Here is a 22,036-nt window from a genome sequence, read left to right as displayed (position 1 = left end):
TGAGTTTAAAATTCAAGCCTTTTTCTTTGGGTTAAACTTTGTAACTTTGAACTTTAAATTTTCAAATCCTGAAATGAACTACACAACACTACCCAATACCGAACTAAAAGTCAGCAAAATCTGTTTAGGAACGATGACTTTTGGGAATCAAAATACCGAAAGTGAATCACACAGTCAATTGGATTATGCTCTTGAAAAAGGAATTAATTTTATTGATACTGCTGAGATGTATCCAATTGGTGGCAACGCTCAAATCTTTGGGAGTACGGAACGTCACATTGGAACTTGGATTAAGAAAATTGGTGCTTCAGAAAGAGAAAAACTGGTTTTAGCTACTAAAATTGCGGGACCAAATCGTGGAATGGAGTACATTCGTCAGCCATTAGATTTTTCAAAGAAAAGTATTCACGAAGCGGTTGAATTAAGTTTAAAAAACCTTCAAACCGATTACATCGATTTATATCAAATGCATTGGCCAGAACGTGTAATGAACATGTTTCAAAAGCGTGGTGTTCAGGAATTAGATCCAAAATGGCAAGATAATATTTTTGATGTATTAACAGTTTACGATGGATTAATCAAAGAAGGAAAAATCAAACATATTGGACTTTCAAATGAAAATCCGTGGGGTGTGATGCGTTTTTTAATGGAGAGCGAGAAACACGATTTACCAAGAATTTCAACCATACAAAATCCGTTTTCGTTGTTGAATCGATTGTATGAAGTAGGTTTGTCTGAAATTGGAATGCGTGAAAATGTTGGGTTATTAGCGTATTCGCCATTAGGTTTCGGATTTTTATCAGGTAAATATTTGAACGGTTATCCAGAGAATTCTCGTATGAAATTGTTCCCGAATTTTGTTCGTTATACTAACGAGAATTGTTTCAAAGCAACCATATTATACAAAGAATTAGCGGAAGCCAACGGATTAACCTTAACTCAAATGGCAATTGCTTTTGTGCATCGTCAAAAATTTGTGACTTCTACTATTATTGGAGCTACAACTATGGAACAATTGCAAGAAAATATAACTGCCTTCGATACTGTTTTATCAGACGAAATCGTAGCTGAAATAGAGAAAATTCAGGAATTAATTCCGAATCCAGCGCCTTAAAAAAAGTAATCAGTGTTCAGTTATAAGTAATCAGTTATATACTGAACACTTACTTCTGAACACTGATTTTTTGTCATTCTGAACTTGTTTCAGAATCCAGTTTGAGAAGCTGAAACGAGTTAAGCTTGACAAAGTGGTTTTTTACAAATTATCTATAAACTTATCCTTCGGATATTTGACCTTGTAACTAATTCTGAATTTCTTAGTTTCTCCAGCGCCTAGTTTTACATCCCAAGTTAAAATTCCGGTTTCTGTATTTACTTTTGCTTTTCCGTTGTCTAATAATTCTATGATAATTTCTTTATCAGTACTAATAGGATATTGATCTTTCAACAACATTTCAATCGCTTCTTTTTTGTTGTTTTTTACGGTGATATCGTAAGTAAAAGTTTGTTCTTTATACCCAGATAAGAATTTAGTTCCCGATTTATCAGCAATTTTTTCACGTTTGATGGCAATTTTTTTATCTCTTCCCATACTCAAATTCAACGTATCAGATGTTTGATTTGGGTTAATCATGGTTTTACCCACATACATGCCTTCGAAGATAATGTTCGCTTCTCCAGGTAATAAATTGAATTTAGAATATTCGCTAATTTCAGCTAACAAAAAGGCTTCTTTTTCTGCTTTTGGAACGGCGTAATATTTGTAAGTTGCTGGTAATTTTAAATCTTTCAAGGCAACACTATGCGCTTTTCCATTAGATAAAATGTCATATGGAATATCTATATCAAACGAAACATTTAATTGGTTTTCATTGATGGTAGTGTAGTTTGAGATAGAAGATTCATTGTCCTTTCTTTTTATTCCTACAGCTGAAGTTACCACAACTTCATTCATTTTAGTGTCATCATTTACATAACCATAATTTCTAGGATATCCATATCTCAAAAACCAAGCTTGTAAAATAGGAGCTGTATTGTTTTGATTTGGATTTCCACTTGAAAGTGTTAGTTTTACTTTTTTCCAATCGATTCCTGTGTTTTGTACCACTTTTGCTTTGTACATTAAATTGATTGGTGAGTTGATGTTGTCGGCACGTAAATCATAAAATGGTGACCACGAAGCATTAGCTGTAATGTAGTTGATATCTAAATTAACTGAACTCGCCGCATCGGTCATGACTTGTAAAACTAAATTTCCTTGAGAAGTTTTTTCTTGTTTTTGGGTATTCAATTCTAATTTAGAGTTCAGTTTTGATAATTTGTCTTTTAGCTTGTTTTCTTTTTCAATTAAAACATCAACTAAATTGCTCAATTCGTTTCTTTTAGCCCTGTAATAGTCCACCAATTTGATTAATTCGGTTACATTCAACCCTGAGTTTTGTCCGGCAACGTTTTGATTTTTATCTAATAAATCAATGGTTTTGGAATAGGAAACTTTTTCGTTGGCAATTTTTCCCATTTCTTTTTCGATAAGTACAATGCTATCACGCACTTTTTTAATCATCGGGTTACTTTCATCAATTTCATATTCCGAAATAAAATTACGTGTAAACTGAACTGATAAAACCGTAACATTAGCCGGAGCGCCAATCTGAATGGTGTTTTCATTGACATAATCCGCCACATTTTTAATGACAATCTCACTCGTTCCTGAAGGAAGCGTAACAGCTGCCGATTGTAATAGTTCGGCCGAATTACTGTAAACCGTTGCGCTTTTAATTTTAGCTGTTGTAAAAATTGGTTTTTGAGCAAATGTGATTGCTGAAAAACATAATAGTGTGAATACAAATATTTTTTTCATCTCTATAAACTTTAGTGTTTAATGTATAGAGTGAAATAAAAGTAAAAAGGTTGGGAAGCTTTTAAAAATTTTGTACAATTGTAAGAAAATATGGAATTATGAAACGTTTTTTTCAGTTGTTACTTTGTTTTGTTGGAGTTTGGGGATATTCTCAAAAAAAATATCACTTCAATTATGCACTGTCATATGAGTATTCTTCCGTCGATTCCAAAACTAAAAAGTCAAATTTATATTTAGTTAACTCTAAAAGTATTAACTATTATTTGGGTGAATCAAGAGACAAAGATTCCATAAATATGAATTTGATTTTTCTAGATCATACTGGTATTTCATCTGTATCAAGAATTGCAATTCAAGATTTTTATAAAGCAGAAGTATTTTCTAATGAATGTAATTCTGTAGTAAAACATACGAATCAATTTAAGAATAAAGCTAATGAATATGCTTTTGTGAAGCACAATGACACTTTAATTAATGATGTTTCTTATTTTCATTATGAAATAAAGTCTATAAAAAGTAGTAAATATCAGAAAAGAAAAAAAATTCAGTCTGCACATTTAATTATCGATAAAAATAGTCAAGAATTTACGCCTCTATTGTATAATCCACTGTTTTTTAACCTATATAGTAAAACACCAATATTACCAAATGGTTTATTTAAAATTATTTATTATACAAACCTAAAAGGAGAAATTACTTTCAAACAAGAACTTTTAAATGTGGTAAAAATTGATAAATATTTGACTATTCCAGAAGAATGTGATTATACTAAATCCCCAGAATAATCTTAGCAATCGTAAAATACGTCAAAATTCCTAAGATATCGTTACTTGTGGTAATGAACGGACCAGTAGCTAATGCAGGGTCAATACCATATTTATTTAAGATAATTGGAATAAAAGTTCCAATTAACGATGCCATAATAATTACCGAAAGTAAAGCAATAGCAACTGTATAACCTACATGAATTTCGTAGCCTAACAAGAAATAACTACCTGCCAATAAAATTACAGAAAGAATAACTCCGTTTAATAAACTCAATGAAAGTTCTTTTAATAATCGTTCTATAACAGGGCCAATAATGGTGTTGTTTGCCAAACCTTGAACAATAATTGCCGAAGATTGTACACCTACATTTCCAGCCATTGCGGCAATTAGTGGTGTAAAGAAAAATAATTCGGGATGTAAGTCCATTATCGGTTCAAAAATTCCTAAAACGTGTACTGAAATAAATCCTCCAAATAAAGCTAAAACCAACCAAGGTAAACGTGCTTTTGTTAGTTCTAAAATACTATCATCGGCTTCAACGTCTTGAGAGATACCTGCTGCCAACTGGTAATCTTTGTCGGCTTCTTCTTTGATTACATCAATAATATCATCAATCGTAATTCTTCCTACTAAACGACCTAATTCATCTACAACCGGAATCGCTTCCAAGTCGTATTTTTGCATAATTCGCGCTACTTCTACATCTTTTGTGTCTACTTTTACGTAGTCTACTTTTTTGATGTAAACTTGGCTAATAGGTGTTTTTGTTGAGGTAGTTAATAAATCTTTTAATGATAAACGACCTTTTAATCGCTCTTCATCATCAACCACATATATCGAATGGACTTTTGAAACATTTTCAGCTTGAGCACGCATTTCTTTCACGCAAGTTAAAACATTCCAATTTTCGTTAACTTTTACTAATTCTTTTCCCATCAAACCACCGGCAGAATCTTCATCGTAACGTAATAAGTCTACAATGTCTTTGGCGTGTTCAACGTCTTCTAATTCCGAAATTACTTGTTCTTTTTTGTGTTGCGGTAATTCAGCAATAATGTCGGCCGCATCATCGGTACTTAATTCGTCAAGCTCTTCAGCAATTTCTTTTGGAGAAAGGTTTTTTAAGATTTTTTCACGAACTTCTTCGTCTAATTCTAACAGAATCTCGGCTGTTTTTTCAGAATCTAAGGTGTTAAAAATATAAGCAGCGCCATAATCATCGAGTTCTTCCATGATTTCGGCAATATCAGCAAAGTGAATATCTTCAAGAAGCAAAAGTAATTCTTGCGACTTGTTTTCACTTATAAGTTGTTCTATTTCAGATAGAAACTCTCTGCTGATTTTAAACTCCATCGGCTGTTATTTTTTGGGTAATTTCGATAAATTGTTCCACCGTTAGTTGTTCTGGGCGGAGGTCAAAGATACTATCTTCTTTTAAATTATCAGAAAAATTGAACGTTTTTAAGCTATTTCGCAATGTTTTTCTTCTTTGTTGAAAAGCGGTTTTTACTACTCTAAAGAACATTTTTTCATCACATGGTAATGAGTAATCTGCTTTTCTTCTTAATCGCAGCACACCAGAATCTACTTTTGGTGGTGGATTAAAAACATTAGGTGGAACTGTAAACAAATATTCCGCTTCATAAAAAGCTTGTGTTAAAACCGATAAAATTCCGTAGACTTTACTTCCTTTTTTCTCGCAAATTCGTTGGGCAACTTCTTTCTGAAACATGCCGGCAAATTCTGGAATTTGGTCGCGCATTTCTAGGGTTTTAAATACGATTTGAGTTGAAATATTGTAAGGGAAATTTCCAATGATTGCAAAAGGTTCGTTATTAAAAACCTCGTTTAAATTGTATTTTAAAAAGTCTTTCGAAACAATATGATTTTCCAATTTTGGAAAGTGAACACCCAAATATTCTACCGATTCTTTGTCGATTTCAATTACAAAGGTTTCGGTTGGTTTATCTAACAAATATTTGGTTAAAACACCCATTCCTGGACCAATTTCCAAAATTTTTGAATAGCCTTCTAACGAAAGTGTATCAGCAATATCTTTTGCAATACTTTCGTCTTTTAGGAAATGTTGTCCTAAGTGTTTTTTTGCGCTTACTTTTTCCATTTTAATTTGTTTCTCCGTAGAATTCTCCCATTACTTCCAACTCAGTTCTAAAAGCTAACATTTTATCAGCAAAAAGGTGTAAACCTTCTTGGCGTAATCTTGGTGCGTGGTTTTGGTAATAGTCTTCTAATTTAGCTCTCGAATCGGTAAAATATTGTACAGCATACGTTACGCCTCCCATTTCTTCTTCTACTAAAACGCGAACCATTTTAGCATTGGTAAATAAACCGGTTGCTAAAACATCGTTAATATGTTTGTTTTGCATCCATTTTAACCAATCGTGGTGAATGCTTTCGTCTACGTTTACTGTTACGTTATATATAATCATTATTCTTGTTTAATCGTTTAACTAAAAATATCTTTTCTCTTGTTTCTTTCTTCTTTTCTCTAAATAGTGGTATCGCCTCTCAAAGTTCGGTATTGTTTTCTACTTTCAGTATAATACAAACTATCGGGGTGTTCTAAAACCATTTTTTCATATAGTGGTTTTGCTTTTTCATTGTCTAAAAGATATTTTCTATAAATCTCTGCGGAAAAAAATAAGGCTTCGTCTTTGTAAATTCCTTCCTTGTAATTGTCTAAAATATTTTGATAAAAACTTAATGCTTTTAGATAATCTTTTTTCTCTTCATAGATTTTCCCAACTTTAAACAATGTGCTTTCTTCTATACTCTCACCTTTATGTTTTTGCAAAATAGTTAAGAACGATTGTAATGCTTCTTCTTTTTTATTCTGATACAATTGCAAATCGGCTTTAGCATAAGCTTGAAGTGCAACTCTTAAACTGTCTTCGGCTGAATTGTCTTGTAAAAGCAAAAACATTTCGATAGCATCATTTGCAATTAACAAACTTGGCGATTGTTTCAAAACTTTTACTTGTTGTAAGGTCCAGTCGAAATCTTTTTTGTAGAAGTTGGCTTTGGCTAATTTTAGGCTGGCTTCGTGCGCAAGAACATCATTTTTTAAGTTGTCCTCTACTTGTGCATAATACAAAATAGCTTGATTGAATTTTTCATCATAAACCATAATATCAGCTAATTCCATTTTTACTTCTGCTTGTTCTCTCAGATTTAATGGTAATTTTAGTGCGTTTTGTAATAATTCGATTCCTAATTTTGATTGATTCAAATAAAACGTTTTAAAATGGGCTGAAAGAATTTGCAAGTCTAATGAATACGGACTAATACCGTATTTTTTCAGTAATTCTTGAAGTTTTAAATCGATAGTAGGATGCTCTTTTGAAGTTGCCGATTCCATTTCCATCGAAAGTAAAAAATGATGCGCTTTCATTTGTAATTCCAAATCCTGAGTGTTTTCTAAAACAAATTCTAAAATAAGTTTTGCGTCATCAAATTGTTTTTCTTCTACTGCCATACTTCCCAAAGTGACAATATTATAAAAACTATCTGGATTTCTTTTGTAAACCGCTTTCTCTTGAACAAATGCTTTTCCGTATTCTTTTTGTTGAACGAAAAACCAACTCAAAAACTGATTCCAATAAACATCTTGCGACTTCTGTGTTCTTAGTAATAAGTTTTTGCGAATGGAAGCAGCAAATGAACCATCGGAATCGTCCATTAAGTAACGAGTCAATTGATTTTGAACCATTGGAGTTCCATCTGGAGTATTGAAGCCGTAATCCAATAATTTGTTAAGCATCACTTCCAAATTACCTAATTGCCCTTGAATCATAGCAGTTTGGTAATCAAAATTTAGATTAGGGTTTAATTTTTGGCCTTTTTCGTAGGCTTTTAATGCCCATTCCAATAATACTTTTCTTTCAAAAATACTTCCTAGATTATATGCGAAATTGGCATTTTTATCAATTTCATTAAGTGCTTCTTGATATTTTTTGTCTGCTTCAGATTGTTTTTTTTGTAGTTGATAGATATAACCTTCTTCTACTAAAAGAGTAGGGTTGCTGTTTTTAGGCTTTAATTCATTTATAAATTTTAAAGCTTTCTCATATTGTTGCAATTGTTGATAACAATACAAAAGTTTATCCAAATATAAATGTTTGTTTTTTGAGTAAACTTCTTCAAGAATGGTTACTGCTTTTTCATATTCTCCAGCATCAATATAGTTGAATGCTAGTTGCTCGTTCTGTGCCGAAACCCAAAACGATGACAAAAAGAGAATAAAAAAAGCTATTTTTTGTAACATAAATAAAACAAATAATGTACTAAAGTAACACTTTTTAGCGTCAAATTAGTACATTATTTTATAAAGATTAACGTTTAGTTAATGATATCAAATCCAGTATATTTTCTTAAAACTTCAGGAACTACGATACCTTCTGGTGTTTGGTAGTTTTCTAAAATTCCAGCTAATACTCTTGGTAAAGCTAATGAACTTCCGTTCAATGTGTGTGCTAATTGGTTTTTACCCTCTTTGTCTTTGAAACGTAATTTTAAACGATTCGCTTGAAACGTTTCAAAATTAGAAACCGAACTAATTTCTAACCAACGCTCTTGCGCAGTTGAATAAACTTCGAAATCATACGTTAAGGCAGAAGCAAAACTCATGTCTCCACCGCATAAACGTAAAATTCTGTATGGTAATTTTAATTCTTGTAAAATTCCTTTCACGTGTTCTACCATTCCGTCTAATGCTTGGTATGAATTATCTGGATGTTCAATACGAACGATTTCTACTTTATCAAATTGGTGTAAACGATTTAATCCACGAACGTGTGCGCCATATGAACCTGCTTCACGACGGAAACAAGGCGTATATCCTGTACAAAGAACTGGTAAATCATTTTCGTTTAACAATACATCTCTAAAGATATTTGTTACTGGAACTTCCGCTGTTGGAATTAAATATAAGTCATCAACACCAACGTGGTACATTTGCCCTTCTTTGTCAGGTAATTGTCCTGTTCCAAAACCAGAAGCTTCGTTTACCATATGTGGTACTTGGTATTCTAAGTAACCCGCATCGGTATTTTTATCTAGGAAATAAGTGATTAAAGCACGTTGCAATTTGGCGCATTTTCCCTTGTAAACAGGAAAACCTGCTCCTGTGATTTTAACACCTAATTCAAAATCAATTAAATCGTATTTTTTTGCTAATTCCCAGTGAGGCAAAGCGCCTTCGTGTAATTTTGGAATTTCACCTTCTTGAAAAACGTTTAGATTTTCTTCAGGTGTTTTCCCTTCCGGAACGATGTCTGCCGGTAAATTAGGTAATTTGTATAATTCTTCTTGTAATTTTGAGGCAAAAGCATTCAATACTTCAGTAAGCTCTTTGTCTTTTTCACGAAGTTGAACTGATTTTTCTTTTAAGATTTCGGCTTTCGCTTTTTCGCCACTTTTCATTAAATCGCCAATGTCTTTGGATAGCTTATTCGACTCGGATTTGATAGTGTCTAATTCTGCTTGAGTTGCTCTTCTTTTTTCATCTAATGCAATAACTTCCTCGATTGCAATTTTAGCATCTAAGTTTTTCTTAGCTAATCGTTTTACTACTTCGTCTTTGTTTTCTCTAATGTACGCTATCTGTAACATAATATATAGGATTTTAAAGATGCAAATTTAATGAATTGGATTTAGATAATGTATAAAAAATATAATCGCTGGAGTGTTTTTGTGAATTGAGTAAATTCTCATCTAAACTACGTTTAAAATAAAGATATTATTGTATATTCGCTTAATTTTTGTATGAATTAATAAATTTAGATTGAATTTATTAAGTAATATTAAATATAGTTGTAATATGAATTTGCCCCTAATTCAATAACCTACATAAAAATGAAAAAAATTACCTTAAGTTTATTACTTTTATTTGGCGTTATCAGTTTTGCCCAAACGGATAATGTTGAATTTGAAAGAATGGTAGAAGCAGAAATGAAATCAGCTTCTTCTACACAAAATCTCAGAATTAATCCCAATACTCTGAATTATGATGTTACCTATCATGAATTACGATTTACTGTAAATCCAAACAATACAACGCCTTACATTAATGGTGTAGTAAAAACTACTTTTACAGCTTTGTCAAATATGAATGTTGTAACTTTTGATATGGCAACGGCACTAGTAGTGAGTTCGGTTACAATGAATAGTACTAGTCTTACTTTTAATCAAAGTAATTACGAACTAAACATTAATTTACCATCAACATTAACAACAGGAAATAGTGCAACAGTAGAAATTACTTATGCTGGTTCTCCTCCTCAAGCAGAAGGAGCTTTTACAAGAAGTACTCACAGCGGAACACCAATAATTTTTACGCTTTCTGAGCCTTTTGGGGCTAGGGATTGGTGGCCTTGTAAACAAGATTTGAATGATAAAATCGGAAGCTTTGATATGTATATTACTTGCCCTGATACCTACATTGGAGTTTCAAACGGATTGTTACAAAGTACAGTTACTTCAGGAGGAAATACAACGCGTCATTTTAGACATAATTATCCCATTCCTGCTTATTTGATTTCTTTAAATGTAACTAATTACACAACCTATAATATTCAAGCGGGTTTAGGGACAGCTGAGAGTCCATTTTTCCCTATTAACAATTATTTGTATCCAGAAAGCAATACGGCTGCAACTAGAGCGGCAATTGATGTTACTGCTCCTATTATGAATGTATTTGAGACTAAATTCGGGCCTTATCCATACAGAAATGAACAATACGGTCATGTGCAGTTTGGCTGGGGTGGAGGAATGGAACATGCAACGATTTCTTCGATGGGAGGTTGGAGTAGAAGTTTAATAGCTCATGAACTAGGACATCAATGGTTTGGAGACAAAATAACTTGTGGTTCGTGGAAAGATATTTGGTTAAACGAAGGGCTAACAGAATATACGGCAGGAATTATGGTTGAAGAATTAGATGGTGCTGCTAGTTTTGTTACCTGGAAAAGTAATAAAATAACAAATATTACATCTCAAACTGGAGGGGCAGTTTATTTAACGGATGCAGAAGCGTTAAATGTAGGTCGTATATTTAGCAGTAGATTATCATACAATAAAGGTTCTATGGTAACTCATATGTTACGATGGGTTATGGGTGATGCAAATTTTTTTCAAGCTTTACGTAATTATTTATCAGATTCAAATTTAGCTTATGGTTATGCAGTTACTAACGATTTAAAAGGTCATTTAGAAGCGGTGCATGGAAGTAGCCTTTCAGAATTTTTTAATGATTGGTTGTATATGCAAGGTTATCCTACCTATACTGTAATAGCTCAAAATTGGGGCGCAGGTCAAGCTAAAATAACTGTAAGTCAAACACAATCTCATGCATCTGTTACTTTTTTTGAAATGCCATTACAAATTAGATTAACTGGTGCGGGAGGTTTAACGCATGATATAGTTGTAAATCATACAACTAATGGTCAAGAATTTGTTGTCCCTGTGCCTTTTGTGGTAACTGGAGCTTTATTTGATCCTAACAGACATATTATTTCTCCTTTGACTACAGTGACTCTATCTAATGAATCCTTTGAATTAGAGCAAACAATTTCAGTTTATCCTAATCCAGCTAATGAAGAGTTGCATATTATGATGCCAACTACAACTCAGCTAGAGAAAGTGGAAATTTATAATACGTTAGGACAATTATTAGCAACACATTATACAGCAGATTTTAGAATTGATAACTTAAGTTCAGGAATGCATGTAATGAAAATCACAACTTCTGAAGGAGCAATTCATAAAAATTTTATAAAAAAATAGTCCAACAATAAAAATATGATGAAAAGTAAGGTGAAAACCTTACTTTTGTCGTTTAAATAAAAGCATAAAAATGATTCAAGTAGCACAAATATTATTCATATTATCCGTTTTAGTAATCCTTCACGAATTTGGTCACTACATCACAGCCAAAATGTTCAAAGTGAGAGTTGAGAAATTTTACTTGTTTATGGATGCTGGTTTTTCTTTAGTAAAAAAGAAAATTGGTGAAACAGAATGGGGAATCGGATGGTTACCATTAGGAGGTTATGTAAAACTTTCTGGAATGATTGATGAAAGTATGGATACTGAGCAAATGAATGCGCCTGCAGAACCTTGGGAATTCCGTTCAAAACCAGCTTGGCAACGTTTGATTATTATGTTAGGTGGGATTATTGTGAATGTAATTTTGGCTTGGTTGATTTTTACAATTATGTATGCAACTGTAGGGCAAAAATTTATTTCAACAGCTAAAATTCAAGAAAACGGATTGGCTTTTGGCGAAGTAGGTCAAAAAGCAGGTTTTAGAAATGGAGATAAAATTCTTTCAGTAGACGGAAAACACCAACCTAGTTTTAACCGAATGACTTTAGATGTTTTATTAGGTGACAAAGTTGAGGTAGAACGTAACGGACAAAAAGTTGATGTGATTTTAACCGACGAAATGAAAGGTGAAATCATCAGTAAAGAAGGAAAAGAATTTGTTGGGCCTCGATTTTCAAATACCGTAGTAGATTCTGTTGTTCCAAAATCGGCAGCAGATATGGCAGGTTTAAAGAAAGGAGATAAAATCAAAGCTTTAAATGGTAATGCTTTTACTTATTATGATGAGTTTAAAGAACGAATTTCAAAACATAAAAATGATAGCATTTCTTTGTCAGTTTTGAGAGGAACTCAAATGGTTGAATTGAAAGCAAAGGTTGATAAGGAAGGAAAATTAGGTTTCATCAACAAAGCATTAGATAAATTAGATTACGAAGTAAATAATAAATTGTCTTTCGGTCAAGCGGTTCCTGCGGCAGTAAAAGAGTCATGGTCGCTGTTAGTTTATAATGTAAAACAATTCAAATTAATTTTACGCCCAAAAACAGAAGCTTACAAACACGTTCAAAGTCCGATTGGAATTGCACGTCGTTTACCAGATACTTGGAATTGGGAATTTATTTGGAATTTCACAGCCTTATTCTCAATCGGATTGGCATTTATGAACTTATTACCAATTCCTGGTTTAGACGGCGGACACGCATTATTTACGATTGTTGAAATGATAACTGGGAAAAAATTATCAGACAAAGCAGCTGGGTATGTTCAAACCTTTGGAATGATTATCTTATTGACGTTAATGGCTTTAACTTTCGGAAAAGATATTTATCAATTAGTAGTAGACAAACTTTTATAATTTTTTCAATAAAATAATTTGCGATAACAAAAAATCAGTTTATATTTGCACTCGCTTAAAAGATATACAACTTCCTCCTTAGCTCAGTTGGTTAGAGCATCTGACTGTTAATCAGAGGGTCCTTGGTTCGAGCCCAAGAGGGGGAGCAAACTTTTAAGCAAAATATAAACCTTTGAGGTGATTCCTCCTTAGCTCAGTTGGTTAGAGCATCTGACTGTTAATCAGAGGGTCCTTGGTTCGAGCCCAAGAGGGGGAGCAAACTTTTAAGCAAAATATAAACCTTTGAGGTGATTCCTCCTTAGCTCAGTTGGTTAGAGCATCTGACTGTTAATCAGAGGGTCCTTGGTTCGAGCCCAAGAGGGGGAGCAAACTTTTAAGCAAAATATAAACCTTTGAGGTGATTCCTCCTTAGCTCAGTTGGTTAGAGCATCTGACTGTTAATCAGAGGGTCCTTGGTTCGAGCCCAAGAGGGGGAGCATTAAAAAAGCCAGTCATTCGACTGGCTTTTTTGTTTTTATACCTATTTTTTTTCATTTTACGAATTACATTTTAATTCTTGCCCAACTTAGATATTTTTTGTAACTTTAATACAGCAAATAGTTGCCTAATTAGTAAAATTAAGTACCATGATGAAAGTTGCAAAAAGAGTTGGCATTTGGATGGATCATTCTACAGCTCACTTAATGGAGTATTCAAGTGAAGATTATGAAGTAAATACTATAGCTTCTAAATTTACAGAACCTGTACATCAGAGTAAATTGTTACATAGTGAAAATAGTATGCATAATAAGGAGAATCAGTCCTTAAAAATATATTACAAAGAATTAATGGATATTATCAAAGAGTATGATGTTGTTTTGCTTTACGGTCCTACAGCTGCTAAAACAGAATTATCCAATATGATTCGCGAAGATCATCGTTTTGATAAAATTAAAATTGAAACGAAATCAGCAGAAAAAATGAGTCACAATCAACAACATGCTTTTATAAAAGACTATTTTTCTAAACTCCTAAATTACGAAAGTCCTTATTATAAATAATTTGAAGTCTTTTAATTTAAAAAAGAGGTTGTCATGTTTTTGATAACCTCTTTTTTTATTTTAATCTCGTCTCAACCAACCGGTAACACTCAATCGAGGTTTGTGACTTTCTAATACCTCATGAACCAATTCATTGCTCTTAAAAAATACCGTTTTTCTGTTTGTTGGCGCTATTTTTTGAGCCATATCACCATCATAAATGCACAATTCGCCACCATCTTCTGGTTGCCAATTTTCGTTCAAATAGGTAATCATCGAAAACTGTCGGCTCGAATTATCTTGAAATTGATCTAAATGTTTTCTATAAAAACTGCCTTTGTCAAACAACGCAAAATGAAATTCATAACCTGTAATTCCAGTATAACAACTTCGGTTCAAATACGACACAAAAGCATCTACTTGATCTAAAAATGCATTTTCATATTCATTATTGTTCGCTCGGTCTAACCAATAAATAGTATCACTTCTTATCGCCGAATTTTGAGTCAATTTTGCGGCATTTCCTATTCCTGCGGCTTTTAATAAATTTTGTTCTTTCAATTCAAACAATCTGTTTATCAAATGTTGCGCTAATTCTTCCGATACAAAATGTTCCACGATGCCCACTTTCGAATCCAAATAACTCGAAATTAAGGTTTCAAAACAATCTTCCATTTTATTTATGTTGTAAAATACCTCACAAAGATATCATTTCCTTTTTTAATTTGGGCGTTCCCACAAGGGTCGGGCTTTCCGTTACAATCTTTATTTGTAAAATTTAGCAATTTTACAAATAAAGGATTTCCACTACAAATGAAATTCACCGAACTCAACTAAAACTAAAACTGGGTGAGGTAATCCCTAACGCGAACCTCGTTTTCAATTAAAATTAGTATTTTTACAAAAACCTTTCAGCATGCAAAATCTTTTAAAAGTTTCAGAAAACACACAGCTTTCTTGGCGTAATTTAAGTATTCAAAATCGAATTTCTTTTCTGCCACAATTAGCTAAACTACTTTTAGAAAACAAAGAAGCATATGCAACTTGTATCACTACCGAAATGCATAAACCCATTTCACAAGCCATTGCTGAGGTTGAAAAATGTGCACTTCTATGCAATTACTATTATGAAAATGCAGAAACCTTTTTAGCAACGAAACACATAAAAACCGAAGCTTCTGAAAGTTTTGTCACCTACGAACCTTTAGGAGTTATTTTAGGCGTAATGCCTTGGAATTTTCCGTTTTGGCAAGTATTCCGATTCGCGGTTCCAACAATTATAGCGGGGAATACTGTTGTGGTTAAACACGCGAGTAACGTTCCAAAATCAGCCGAATTAATTCAAGAAATATTTGAGCAAGCAGGTTTTCCAAAAGGTTGTTATCAAGATTTACCAATTCCAAGTAGCGAAGTAGCAAACAGCATCGCAAATCCAATTATTAAAGCAGTTTCCCTAACAGGAAGTGAACAAGCCGGAATTGCTGTCGCTACCGAAGCTGGAAAACATTTAAAAAAATGCGTTTTAGAACTAGGCGGAAGCAATGCTTTCATCATTTTAGAAGATGCCAATCTTGAAAAAGCTGTTGAAAAAGCTGTCAATGCCCGAATGCAAAATACAGGTCAAAGTTGTATTGCTGCGAAACGCTTTTTAGTTCATGAAAATATCGCAGAAGAGTTTGTCGCTAAATTCAAAGTTGCTATTCAAAATTTAAAAACCGGAAATCTGTTAGATAAAGAAACTCAAATTGGTTCGTTAGCTCGAGTGGATTTAGCAGAAGAATTAGAAGTCCAAGTTCAAAAATCCATTCAAATGGGAGCCAAATTAATCATTGGAGGAACCCGAAAAGAAGCGTTTTATGAACCCACAATTTTAACAAACGTAACAACAGAAATGCCTGTTTTCAATGAAGAAACCTTTGGACCTGTGGCTGCCATCATAACTTTCAAAACTATTGAAGAAGCAATTAAATTAAGTAATCAATCGGAATTTGGTTTGGGAGTTTCTATCTTTACTCAAGACATTGATTTTATCAAGACTAAAATCCCATCATTTAATGAAGGTGCCGTTTTCATCAACGATATGGTGAAATCCGACCCAAGATTACCTTTCGGTGGTATAAAAAAATCAGGTTACGGAAGAGAATTAGCCGAAGACGGCATCAAAGAATTTGTAAATGTAAAAACAGTTGTAATTAATACTTTTTAATATGAAAAAACTAACCATCCTATTCCTAGCAACTCTAGGATTTTCCTGTAAACCTTGTGAGGAAAAACTCCAATCAGAGAAACAAAACATCACTACCGTTTTAGACAATTGGCACAAAGCAGCTGCGGCTGCAGACTATGAAGCGTATTTTGGAGCCATGTCTGACGAATCTATTTTTATTGGAACGGACGCCACTGAAAATTGGAATAAAAAACAATTTCAAGCTTTTTCAAAACCTTATTTTGACAAAGGAAAAGCTTGGAACTTTAAAGCAATAGAACGTAATATCTATTTTAGCGAAAACGGAAAAATGGTTTGGTTTGACGAATTATTGAGTACACAAATGAAAATTTGTCGCGGTTCTGGTGTTTTAGTGCAAGAAAACGGACAATGGAAAATTAAACATTATGTGCTTTCCATGACAGTTCCAAATGACAATGTAGATGAAGTAGTAAAAATAAAATCAGTAATAGAAGACAAAATACTTTCTGAAAAGAAATAAGAATAAACCGAAATAAAATTCAATCCCAAGATAATTTGTCTTGGGATTTTTTATGTCTAAATGTTAAAATTCGCTTTTTTTTCATTTCCAGAAAACCAAGGAGAAATTGTTTACGTAAATCAACTAAACAAATATCTCAAATAAAATGAAAATTAATAAAAAAGTCAAAATTGCTTTGGGAAGCATCTTCGGAATTTTCCTGATACTTTTTGTGGTTTTAGTGGTTCATATCGCCACGGCTAAACCTTTAGTAATTGATAATGCATCGCTTCAAATTAGTCGAATAGATTTCAAAGAACCAATAGATTCACTAAAAGCGAAAGAAATCCATCGAAATTTAAAATCCATTCCAGGTGTAAAAACCGATAGGTTGAATAGAGAAACTGGAGTTTTGGTTTTCTTTCACGATATAAAAATAGCCGATTCGAAAACTATTTATGACAAGTTAATAGCCATGGGAAATTACAAGGCTGAACGTTTTACATTGCCAAAAGAGTTAGAAAACAAAACGGCTTGCCCAGTGATGAATGAAGATAGCTTTAGCTATAAGTTTTCTAGAGGAATTCAACGAATTTTTAATTAATTTCTAAATACTATTACTATGAAAAATTTTTCAAAACTAGCCTTATTGGCTTTATTTATTGCATCGGGTGCGTTTGTTACTTCTTGTAGTGACGATGACAAAGCAGCAGAACCAGCATCTTTATATGCAAAATTAGGAGGAACTACTATGGTTGCTGATCCTAACAATCAAGGACAAATGATAGAACAAGGGAGATTGAGTTATCGATCTGTTGTGGATTCTACAATTACGTTAATTGTTTCTGATATTGTAGTGGGAGCAGAAGGTAATTTAGGAGAGCATTTTGCGCCAGTAATTTCAGAAGCTTTAAGTGGTAACACAACTAATGTTGCTATATTAAGTGATAATTTGACCGATTTCTTTTCGGCAAATACTGGTGGAGGAGCAACAAATGTTTACACAGGATTAGATATGGTTACAGCTCATGATCCAGCTCAAAATCCTCGTATGGGAAAAAAATCAAATGATGCAGAATACGATAAATTTATTGGATATGTAGGAGCAGCCGCAGGTTTAAATGGCGTAACTGATCCAGCACTTATAAATGAAGTTGTAGCTGTGTTAGAATCATTGAGAGCTCCTATCGTTCAGGAGTAAGTTTGTTTTTTGTTTTAATGGAAAACGCTCCGAGGAATCGGAGCGTTTTTTTATTTTTTATAGGTATGTTCGTTTAAGTTTTTGAACATATCTACGGTCATGTTTTCTAAATCAAAATCGTTTTTCCAACCCCAATCTTCTCTTGCCGAAGTATCGTCAATACTTGCAGGCCAACTATCAGCAATTTTCTGACGAAAATCAGGTTCGTAGCTTAATTCGAAATTTGGATAGTGTTTTTTAATTTCTTCACCAATTTGCTTCGGAGTAAAACTCATCGCTGCTAAATTGTATGCAGAACGAATTTTAATTTGTTCCGCTGGAGCTTGCATAATTCCTATAGTTGCTTTAATCGCATCGTCCATATACATCATTGGTAATTCTGAATTTTCAGATAAGAAACTCGTGAATTTTCCATCTGTAATTGCTTTGTGATAAATATCTACTGCGTAATCTGTAGTTCCTCCACCCGCTTCTGTACTCCAACTAATTAAACCTGGGTAACGAATACTTCTAACATCTACACCATATTGTTTGTGGTAATATTCACACCATCTTTCACCTGTTTGTTTCGAAATTCCATAAACCGTTGAAGGCTCCATTACTGTATATTGAGGTGTATTTTGTCTTGGAGTTGTTGGTCCAAAAACCGCGATACTCGAAGGCCAAAATATCTTTTTAATTTTCCCTGCTTTGGCTAAATTCAAAACATGAAATAACGAATTCATATTCAAATCCCATGCAAAAGCTGGATTTTTTTCAGCCGTAGCCGAAAGTAAAGCTGCCATTAAATATACATCGGTAATTTGATATTTTTCAAGTAAATGTTCAATTTGGTTATAATCAAGAGCGTTTACTACTTCAAAAATTCCGTTATTAACAACATCATTTTCTAATTTTCTAATGTCTGATGCGATAACGTTGTTAACACCGTAAGTTGCTCTTAATTTAGCTGTAAGTTCGGTGCCAATTTGACCACAAGCACCGATTATTAAAATTTTCGTATCCATTTGGTTGTGTAAAAGTGGTAACAAATATAACATTTAGAAGTAATTTTTTAGATGATTTTTTGTGATATTTTTACAAATTACCAGCTTAATTTAGATATTTAACAAATTAACATCTTTTAAATGATTATTCTTAATCGATTAACAATTTTGATATAAATGTAGTGTTAAGATATTATTAGAAAAGCCGCTACGTTTAGTAAACATTTGTACCTTTGCTTTTTAATCTAGTAAAATGAAAGTTTTTTTATATAGTTTATCGCTTTTAATTTTAACTCTGATTTCATGTGAGAATGAGAATCAGCAATTAGAAGCACAAAAAGTAGCCCAAAAAAATGAAGCCGTTTTTAAGAATATTTCTAAAATGTGGCAATTTAATTTTCCAACACCACGACCTGAGGTCGAAGCTACCCTAAATAAATGGGATCAATGGCGTCAGTTTGAAATTGAGATGTTACAAAAACCAAAATCTACTTTATCAGCTTTTCAGATGAAAACTAAAAACTTATCTAAAAGAGCTGATACATTAGCAATTACAATTCCGTTTGAATACAATAAACCTCAGATTTTGAGTAGAATAACAACTTTAAACACAAAATTGAAGTCATTGGAGACTTTTATGAATTTAAGAGTTATTCCAGAACAACGAATTGCTAAATTAATCCCAGAAATTAATGAAGAAGTAAAAGGTTTGTACAAACAATGGGATGAAATCATCATAAAAAAAGCTATTCCTAAGGAAATAGGAGAAGAACTTATGTTACAAGCTTTGGATACTACTAGAAACGCAAATCCAGATGAAATGCGAAAAAGGATGGAAATTTCTAATAAAATAAAATAAAAATTTTAAGTATATTTACTATCAAATAGTTACATATGAAAAAAAACTACATTTCTACATTTTTGTGTTTAATAGCTTTTGTTTTTTTACAAACTAGCCATGCTCAATCAACATTGTTTTCAGATAATGCTTCAAATTATGTTTCTTGGACAAATGGAGGGAATGCTGGAACTGGTTTTTCAACTTGGGATTTATGGACACAAAACACAGATGGAACTCATTTTGCAGGGCATTTTTTAGGAAGTTCTACAGGACAAGGTTTTGGAGATATTAATACTTTAGGAACTTCATTTTCTATGTATGCCAATCCTGGTGGAACTTTTGTCCAAGCTAATGCACAACGTTTTTTGAATAATACAGGTTCGCCAGCTATTGGAGGAAGACAATATTTGTTACCAGGGCAAACTTTTAAAATTGATTTAACTATTGCATTTAGGAATGGATACAAGGGAATTGATTTAATGGACCAAAATTTTAATTTATTATACAATTTTAATGTTGGTTCTGATATTTATGCTACAACTACAAATGCCAATCTTGGATGGACATATGACCAAGCTTCTGTTTTTCAATTGCAAGTCAATCAAACCGAAATTAATTCTTACGAAGTAATTATTACAAGAGGAGCTGATGTTTATAGTTCAGGTATTCGAACAGGACAATTTTCAGGGTTTAAATTATATGTTGGGAATACTGATGCAGGAAATGATCTAAATAATATCCACGCAAATAAGTTACTAGTTCAAAAATGTGCTATGACTACTACTTGGAATGGAACATCCTGGGATAAAGGTGAACCAAATGCAAATAAAAATGTTGTTTTCACAGGAAATTATTCCTCTTTGACTGATTTTACTGCTTGTTCAATAATGGTAACAAATAATGCCATAGTAACCATTAATTCTAATCATACTTTGTCAGTTGAAAACGGTGTTAATGTAGTTTCGGGATCAAACTTAGTTTTTGAGAATAATGCAGCATTGTTACAGACCAATTCTAGTGCTATTAATGTTGGTAATATTACTTATAAGCGAAATGCAGCACCAATGAGAGAGTTTGAATACACGTATTGGGGTTCGCCAATTATAGGTCAAGTTTTAAATGTTTTTTCGCCATTAACACTTTCAGACAAATTTTATTCTTACAATTCAAGTGTTGGGGTTAATAATTGGGTGTTAGAAAACTCAAGTAATGTTATGATACCGGGTAAAGGGTATGCCATAAGAGCGCCTCAAGGATATACTTCAACTCCTCAAGTTTTTAATGGCCAGTTTGTTGGGACTCCAAATAACGGAAATGTTCCGGCAAATGTTGTTGCTTTTAATCCAGGATTGTTAAATTATAATTTATTATCTAATCCGTATCCTTCAGCTATAAATGTGGTTACTTTAATTGATAATACTAATCTTGGAACCCTTTATTTCTGGACACATAATTCTGCGATTACCAACAATGTTTTTACATCAAATGATTATGCCATCCGCACAAGAACAACAGGAACTGCGGCTGTTACAGGAGGAACCGCTCCAGGATTGTATATTGCAGCAGGACAGGGATTTTTTGCGTCGGCAGGTACAACGACAACTATCAATTTTACTAATGCAATGCGTGTTCCAGGTAACAACGCTCAATTTTACAGAGCTATTCTAGACTTGCCTTTGAATTATTATTTTCACTTAAATATGACCAATACATTGGGAGCCTTTAAGCAAATTGCTGTTGGTTATCAAGAAGATGCTACTAATGATTATGATTTTGGTTCAGATGCTTTAGCATCAACTGAAGGTGCTATTCGTTTTTACTCTTTAATTCCTTCTTTAAGTTTTGGATTTGGAATTCAAGCAAGAGCTTATCCTTGGTCAATTAGCGATGTTATTCCTTTAGGTTATACTACGACGCAAGCAGGAACTTTTGATATTGCTATTGATCATTTTGATACTTTTTTCGCTGATAAAGATATTTTTTTAGAAGACACTAGCAATGGTACTTTTCATAATTTGAAAAACAGTGCTTTTAGCTTTTCAACGGCTATTGGTACTTTTGATACTCGTTTTAAAATTCATTATCAAGACACTTCTTTATCAAATGATGATTTTGCTGGAATTGAAAATTCGGTATATGTTTTTAAAGAAAATAACCTACCGAAAATCTTTTCAACACAATCAAATATTGCAAGTGTAATTGTGTATGATATGTTAGGAAGAGTTGTCTTTTCAAAAGATAGAGTAAACGCTTCAGAAGTTGTCCTTTCAAATTTAATAGCGAACAATCAAGCACTAATTATTAAAACAACATTAGAAAATAACGTTACCGTTGCTAAGAAATTCGTTTTTTAACAAACGTTTCCCTAATATAACCACTACTTTTCTATTGAAAACGTAGTGGTTTTTTTATTTTTGTAGTCAATTAAAAAATTCATTTTGAGCAAGTCCGACATTATATCCATTTACGATAAGT

At 32.8% G+C, this 22,036-nt stretch carries 19 protein-coding genes and 4 tRNA genes; 15 read left to right on the top strand and 8 right to left on the bottom strand.

The window, feature by feature from the left end:
- Positions 1–73 precede the first annotated feature (73 nt).
- Positions 74–1,114: an aldo/keto reductase gene (locus OJ995_RS00840; protein ID WP_264368011.1), complete on the top strand. Its 1,041-nt coding sequence runs from the start codon at positions 74–76 to the stop codon at positions 1,112–1,114.
- Positions 1,115–1,255: 141 nt separating this feature from the next.
- Here the strand turns inward: OJ995_RS00840 and OJ995_RS00835 are convergent, their stop codons facing one another.
- The gene (locus OJ995_RS00835; protein ID WP_264367705.1) at positions 1,256–2,860 is read right to left on the bottom strand and encodes a DUF4139 domain-containing protein; all 1,605 of its coding nucleotides are present in this window, start codon (positions 2,858–2,860) and stop codon (positions 1,256–1,258) included.
- A gap of 98 nt (positions 2,861–2,958) precedes the next feature.
- On the opposite strand from OJ995_RS00835, the gene OJ995_RS00830 reads away from it, so the two are divergent.
- Positions 2,959–3,645, top strand: a complete 687-nt coding sequence (locus tag OJ995_RS00830) for a hypothetical protein (protein WP_264367704.1) — start codon at positions 2,959–2,961, stop codon at positions 3,643–3,645.
- Here OJ995_RS00830 and mgtE read toward each other — a convergent pair.
- From mgtE to serS, 5 genes are all read right to left on the bottom strand, one after another.
- Entirely contained in the window at positions 3,629–4,981 is a 1,353-nt protein-coding gene (mgtE, locus tag OJ995_RS00825) for a magnesium transporter (RefSeq protein ID WP_264367703.1), read from the bottom strand. The two genes, OJ995_RS00830 and mgtE, sit on opposite strands and share 17 nt — an antisense overlap.
- The gene (rsmA, locus tag OJ995_RS00820; protein WP_264367702.1) at positions 4,971–5,750 is read right to left on the bottom strand and encodes a 16S rRNA (adenine(1518)-N(6)/adenine(1519)-N(6))-dimethyltransferase RsmA; all 780 of its coding nucleotides are present in this window, start codon (positions 5,748–5,750) and stop codon (positions 4,971–4,973) included. The genes mgtE and rsmA overlap by 11 nt, the downstream gene beginning before the upstream one ends.
- 1 nt (position 5,751) lies before the next feature.
- On the bottom strand, positions 5,752–6,078 hold the full coding sequence (locus OJ995_RS00815) for a DUF4286 family protein (protein ID WP_264367701.1): 327 nt from the start codon (positions 6,076–6,078) through the stop codon (positions 5,752–5,754).
- A 59-nt stretch (positions 6,079–6,137) separates the two neighbouring features.
- Positions 6,138–7,913 carry a tetratricopeptide repeat protein gene (locus OJ995_RS00810; RefSeq protein WP_264367700.1) on the bottom strand — a complete coding sequence of 592 codons (1,776 nt, stop codon included), beginning with the start codon at positions 7,911–7,913 and terminating at the stop codon, positions 6,138–6,140.
- Between the two features lie 74 nt (positions 7,914–7,987).
- Positions 7,988–9,259 (bottom strand): serine--tRNA ligase, encoded by a 1,272-nt coding sequence (gene serS / locus OJ995_RS00805; RefSeq protein ID WP_264367699.1) that lies wholly within the window; start codon positions 9,257–9,259, stop codon positions 7,988–7,990.
- Between the two features lie 243 nt (positions 9,260–9,502).
- Between serS and OJ995_RS00800 the strand changes: the two genes are divergently transcribed.
- From OJ995_RS00800 to OJ995_RS00770, 7 genes are all read left to right on the top strand, one after another.
- Positions 9,503–11,431 (top strand): M1 family metallopeptidase, encoded by a 1,929-nt coding sequence (locus OJ995_RS00800; protein ID WP_264367698.1) that lies wholly within the window; start codon positions 9,503–9,505, stop codon positions 11,429–11,431.
- A gap of 70 nt (positions 11,432–11,501) precedes the next feature.
- Entirely contained in the window at positions 11,502–12,827 is a 1,326-nt protein-coding gene (rseP, locus tag OJ995_RS00795; protein WP_264367697.1) for an RIP metalloprotease RseP, read from the top strand.
- 72 nt (positions 12,828–12,899) lie between these two features.
- Positions 12,900–12,973, top strand: a tRNA-Asn gene (locus OJ995_RS00790).
- Between the two features lie 36 nt (positions 12,974–13,009).
- Positions 13,010–13,083 (top strand) — tRNA-Asn (locus tag OJ995_RS00785).
- 36 nt (positions 13,084–13,119) lie between these two features.
- Positions 13,120–13,193 (top strand) — tRNA-Asn (locus OJ995_RS00780).
- Positions 13,194–13,229: 36 nt separating this feature from the next.
- Positions 13,230–13,303 (top strand) — tRNA-Asn (locus OJ995_RS00775).
- Between the two features lie 150 nt (positions 13,304–13,453).
- Entirely contained in the window at positions 13,454–13,867 is a 414-nt protein-coding gene (locus OJ995_RS00770; protein ID WP_162845045.1) for a hypothetical protein, read from the top strand.
- Between the two features lie 60 nt (positions 13,868–13,927).
- Here OJ995_RS00770 and OJ995_RS00765 read toward each other — a convergent pair whose 3' ends face one another.
- Positions 13,928–14,521 carry a 2OG-Fe(II) oxygenase gene (locus OJ995_RS00765; RefSeq protein ID WP_264367696.1) on the bottom strand — a complete coding sequence of 198 codons (594 nt, stop codon included), beginning with the start codon at positions 14,519–14,521 and terminating at the stop codon, positions 13,928–13,930.
- A 241-nt stretch (positions 14,522–14,762) separates the two neighbouring features.
- On the opposite strand from OJ995_RS00765, the gene OJ995_RS00760 reads away from it, so the two are divergent.
- From OJ995_RS00760 to OJ995_RS00745, 4 genes are all read left to right on the top strand, one after another.
- Positions 14,763–16,052 carry an NAD-dependent succinate-semialdehyde dehydrogenase gene (locus OJ995_RS00760; protein WP_264367695.1) on the top strand — a complete coding sequence of 430 codons (1,290 nt, stop codon included), beginning with the start codon at positions 14,763–14,765 and terminating at the stop codon, positions 16,050–16,052.
- Position 16,053: 1 nt separating this feature from the next.
- Positions 16,054–16,554: a nuclear transport factor 2 family protein gene (locus OJ995_RS00755; protein WP_264367694.1), complete on the top strand. Its 501-nt coding sequence runs from the start codon at positions 16,054–16,056 to the stop codon at positions 16,552–16,554.
- A gap of 145 nt (positions 16,555–16,699) precedes the next feature.
- A complete protein-coding gene (locus OJ995_RS00750) occupies positions 16,700–17,137 on the top strand; it encodes a hypothetical protein (protein ID WP_133608756.1) in 438 nt (145 codons plus the stop codon).
- Positions 17,138–17,155: 18 nt separating this feature from the next.
- A complete protein-coding gene (locus OJ995_RS00745; RefSeq protein ID WP_264367693.1) occupies positions 17,156–17,734 on the top strand; it encodes a globin family protein in 579 nt (192 codons plus the stop codon).
- A 50-nt stretch (positions 17,735–17,784) separates the two neighbouring features.
- Here OJ995_RS00745 and OJ995_RS00740 read toward each other — a convergent pair whose 3' ends face one another.
- On the bottom strand, positions 17,785–18,741 hold the full coding sequence (locus tag OJ995_RS00740) for an NAD-dependent epimerase/dehydratase family protein (RefSeq protein WP_264368010.1): 957 nt from the start codon (positions 18,739–18,741) through the stop codon (positions 17,785–17,787).
- A 232-nt stretch (positions 18,742–18,973) separates the two neighbouring features.
- Between OJ995_RS00740 and OJ995_RS00735 the strand changes: the two genes are divergently transcribed.
- Positions 18,974–19,579 carry a hypothetical protein gene (locus OJ995_RS00735; protein WP_264367692.1) on the top strand — a complete coding sequence of 202 codons (606 nt, stop codon included), beginning with the start codon at positions 18,974–18,976 and terminating at the stop codon, positions 19,577–19,579.
- A 35-nt stretch (positions 19,580–19,614) separates the two neighbouring features.
- A complete protein-coding gene (locus tag OJ995_RS00730; protein ID WP_264367691.1) occupies positions 19,615–21,915 on the top strand; it encodes a DUF8693 domain-containing protein in 2,301 nt (766 codons plus the stop codon).
- Positions 21,916–22,036 lie beyond the last annotated feature (121 nt).

This window comes from Flavobacterium lacisediminis, assembly GCF_025909975.1.
GTDB lineage: Bacteria > Bacteroidota > Bacteroidia > Flavobacteriales > Flavobacteriaceae > Flavobacterium > Flavobacterium lacisediminis.
The sequence above is the reverse complement of the archived record's forward strand: the minus strand, read 5'-3'. Positions and strand labels throughout refer to the sequence as shown.

Excerpts from the sequence above, each read along its gene's own strand:
- OJ995_RS00740 (WP_264368010.1), bottom strand. The coding sequence starts at position 18,741 with ATGGATACGAAAATTTTAATAATCGGTGCTTGTGGTCAAATTGGCACC.
- OJ995_RS00765 (WP_264367696.1), bottom strand. The coding sequence starts at position 14,521 with ATGGAAGATTGTTTTGAAACCTTAATTTCGAGTTATTTGGATTCGAAA.
- OJ995_RS00770 (WP_162845045.1), top strand. The coding sequence starts at position 13,454 with ATGATGAAAGTTGCAAAAAGAGTTGGCATTTGGATGGATCATTCTACA.
- OJ995_RS00745 (WP_264367693.1), top strand. The coding sequence starts at position 17,156 with ATGAAAAATTTTTCAAAACTAGCCTTATTGGCTTTATTTATTGCATCG.
- OJ995_RS00755 (WP_264367694.1), top strand. The coding sequence starts at position 16,054 with ATGAAAAAACTAACCATCCTATTCCTAGCAACTCTAGGATTTTCCTGT.
- OJ995_RS00810 (WP_264367700.1), bottom strand. The coding sequence starts at position 7,913 with ATGTTACAAAAAATAGCTTTTTTTATTCTCTTTTTGTCATCGTTTTGG.
- OJ995_RS00750 (WP_133608756.1), top strand. The coding sequence starts at position 16,700 with ATGAAAATTAATAAAAAAGTCAAAATTGCTTTGGGAAGCATCTTCGGA.
- OJ995_RS00730 (WP_264367691.1), top strand. The coding sequence starts at position 19,615 with ATGAAAAAAAACTACATTTCTACATTTTTGTGTTTAATAGCTTTTGTT.
- serS (WP_264367699.1), bottom strand. The coding sequence starts at position 9,259 with ATGTTACAGATAGCGTACATTAGAGAAAACAAAGACGAAGTAGTAAAA.
- OJ995_RS00815 (WP_264367701.1), bottom strand. The coding sequence starts at position 6,078 with ATGATTATATATAACGTAACAGTAAACGTAGACGAAAGCATTCACCAC.
- mgtE (WP_264367703.1), bottom strand. The coding sequence starts at position 4,981 with ATGGAGTTTAAAATCAGCAGAGAGTTTCTATCTGAAATAGAACAACTT.
- OJ995_RS00735 (WP_264367692.1), top strand. The coding sequence starts at position 18,974 with ATGAAAGTTTTTTTATATAGTTTATCGCTTTTAATTTTAACTCTGATT.
- rsmA (WP_264367702.1), bottom strand. The coding sequence starts at position 5,750 with ATGGAAAAAGTAAGCGCAAAAAAACACTTAGGACAACATTTCCTAAAA.
- OJ995_RS00800 (WP_264367698.1), top strand. The coding sequence starts at position 9,503 with ATGAAAAAAATTACCTTAAGTTTATTACTTTTATTTGGCGTTATCAGT.
- OJ995_RS00835 (WP_264367705.1), bottom strand. The coding sequence starts at position 2,860 with ATGAAAAAAATATTTGTATTCACACTATTATGTTTTTCAGCAATCACA.
- OJ995_RS00840 (WP_264368011.1), top strand. The coding sequence starts at position 74 with ATGAACTACACAACACTACCCAATACCGAACTAAAAGTCAGCAAAATC.
- OJ995_RS00760 (WP_264367695.1), top strand. The coding sequence starts at position 14,763 with ATGCAAAATCTTTTAAAAGTTTCAGAAAACACACAGCTTTCTTGGCGT.
- rseP (WP_264367697.1), top strand. The coding sequence starts at position 11,502 with ATGATTCAAGTAGCACAAATATTATTCATATTATCCGTTTTAGTAATC.
- OJ995_RS00830 (WP_264367704.1), top strand. The coding sequence starts at position 2,959 with ATGAAACGTTTTTTTCAGTTGTTACTTTGTTTTGTTGGAGTTTGGGGA.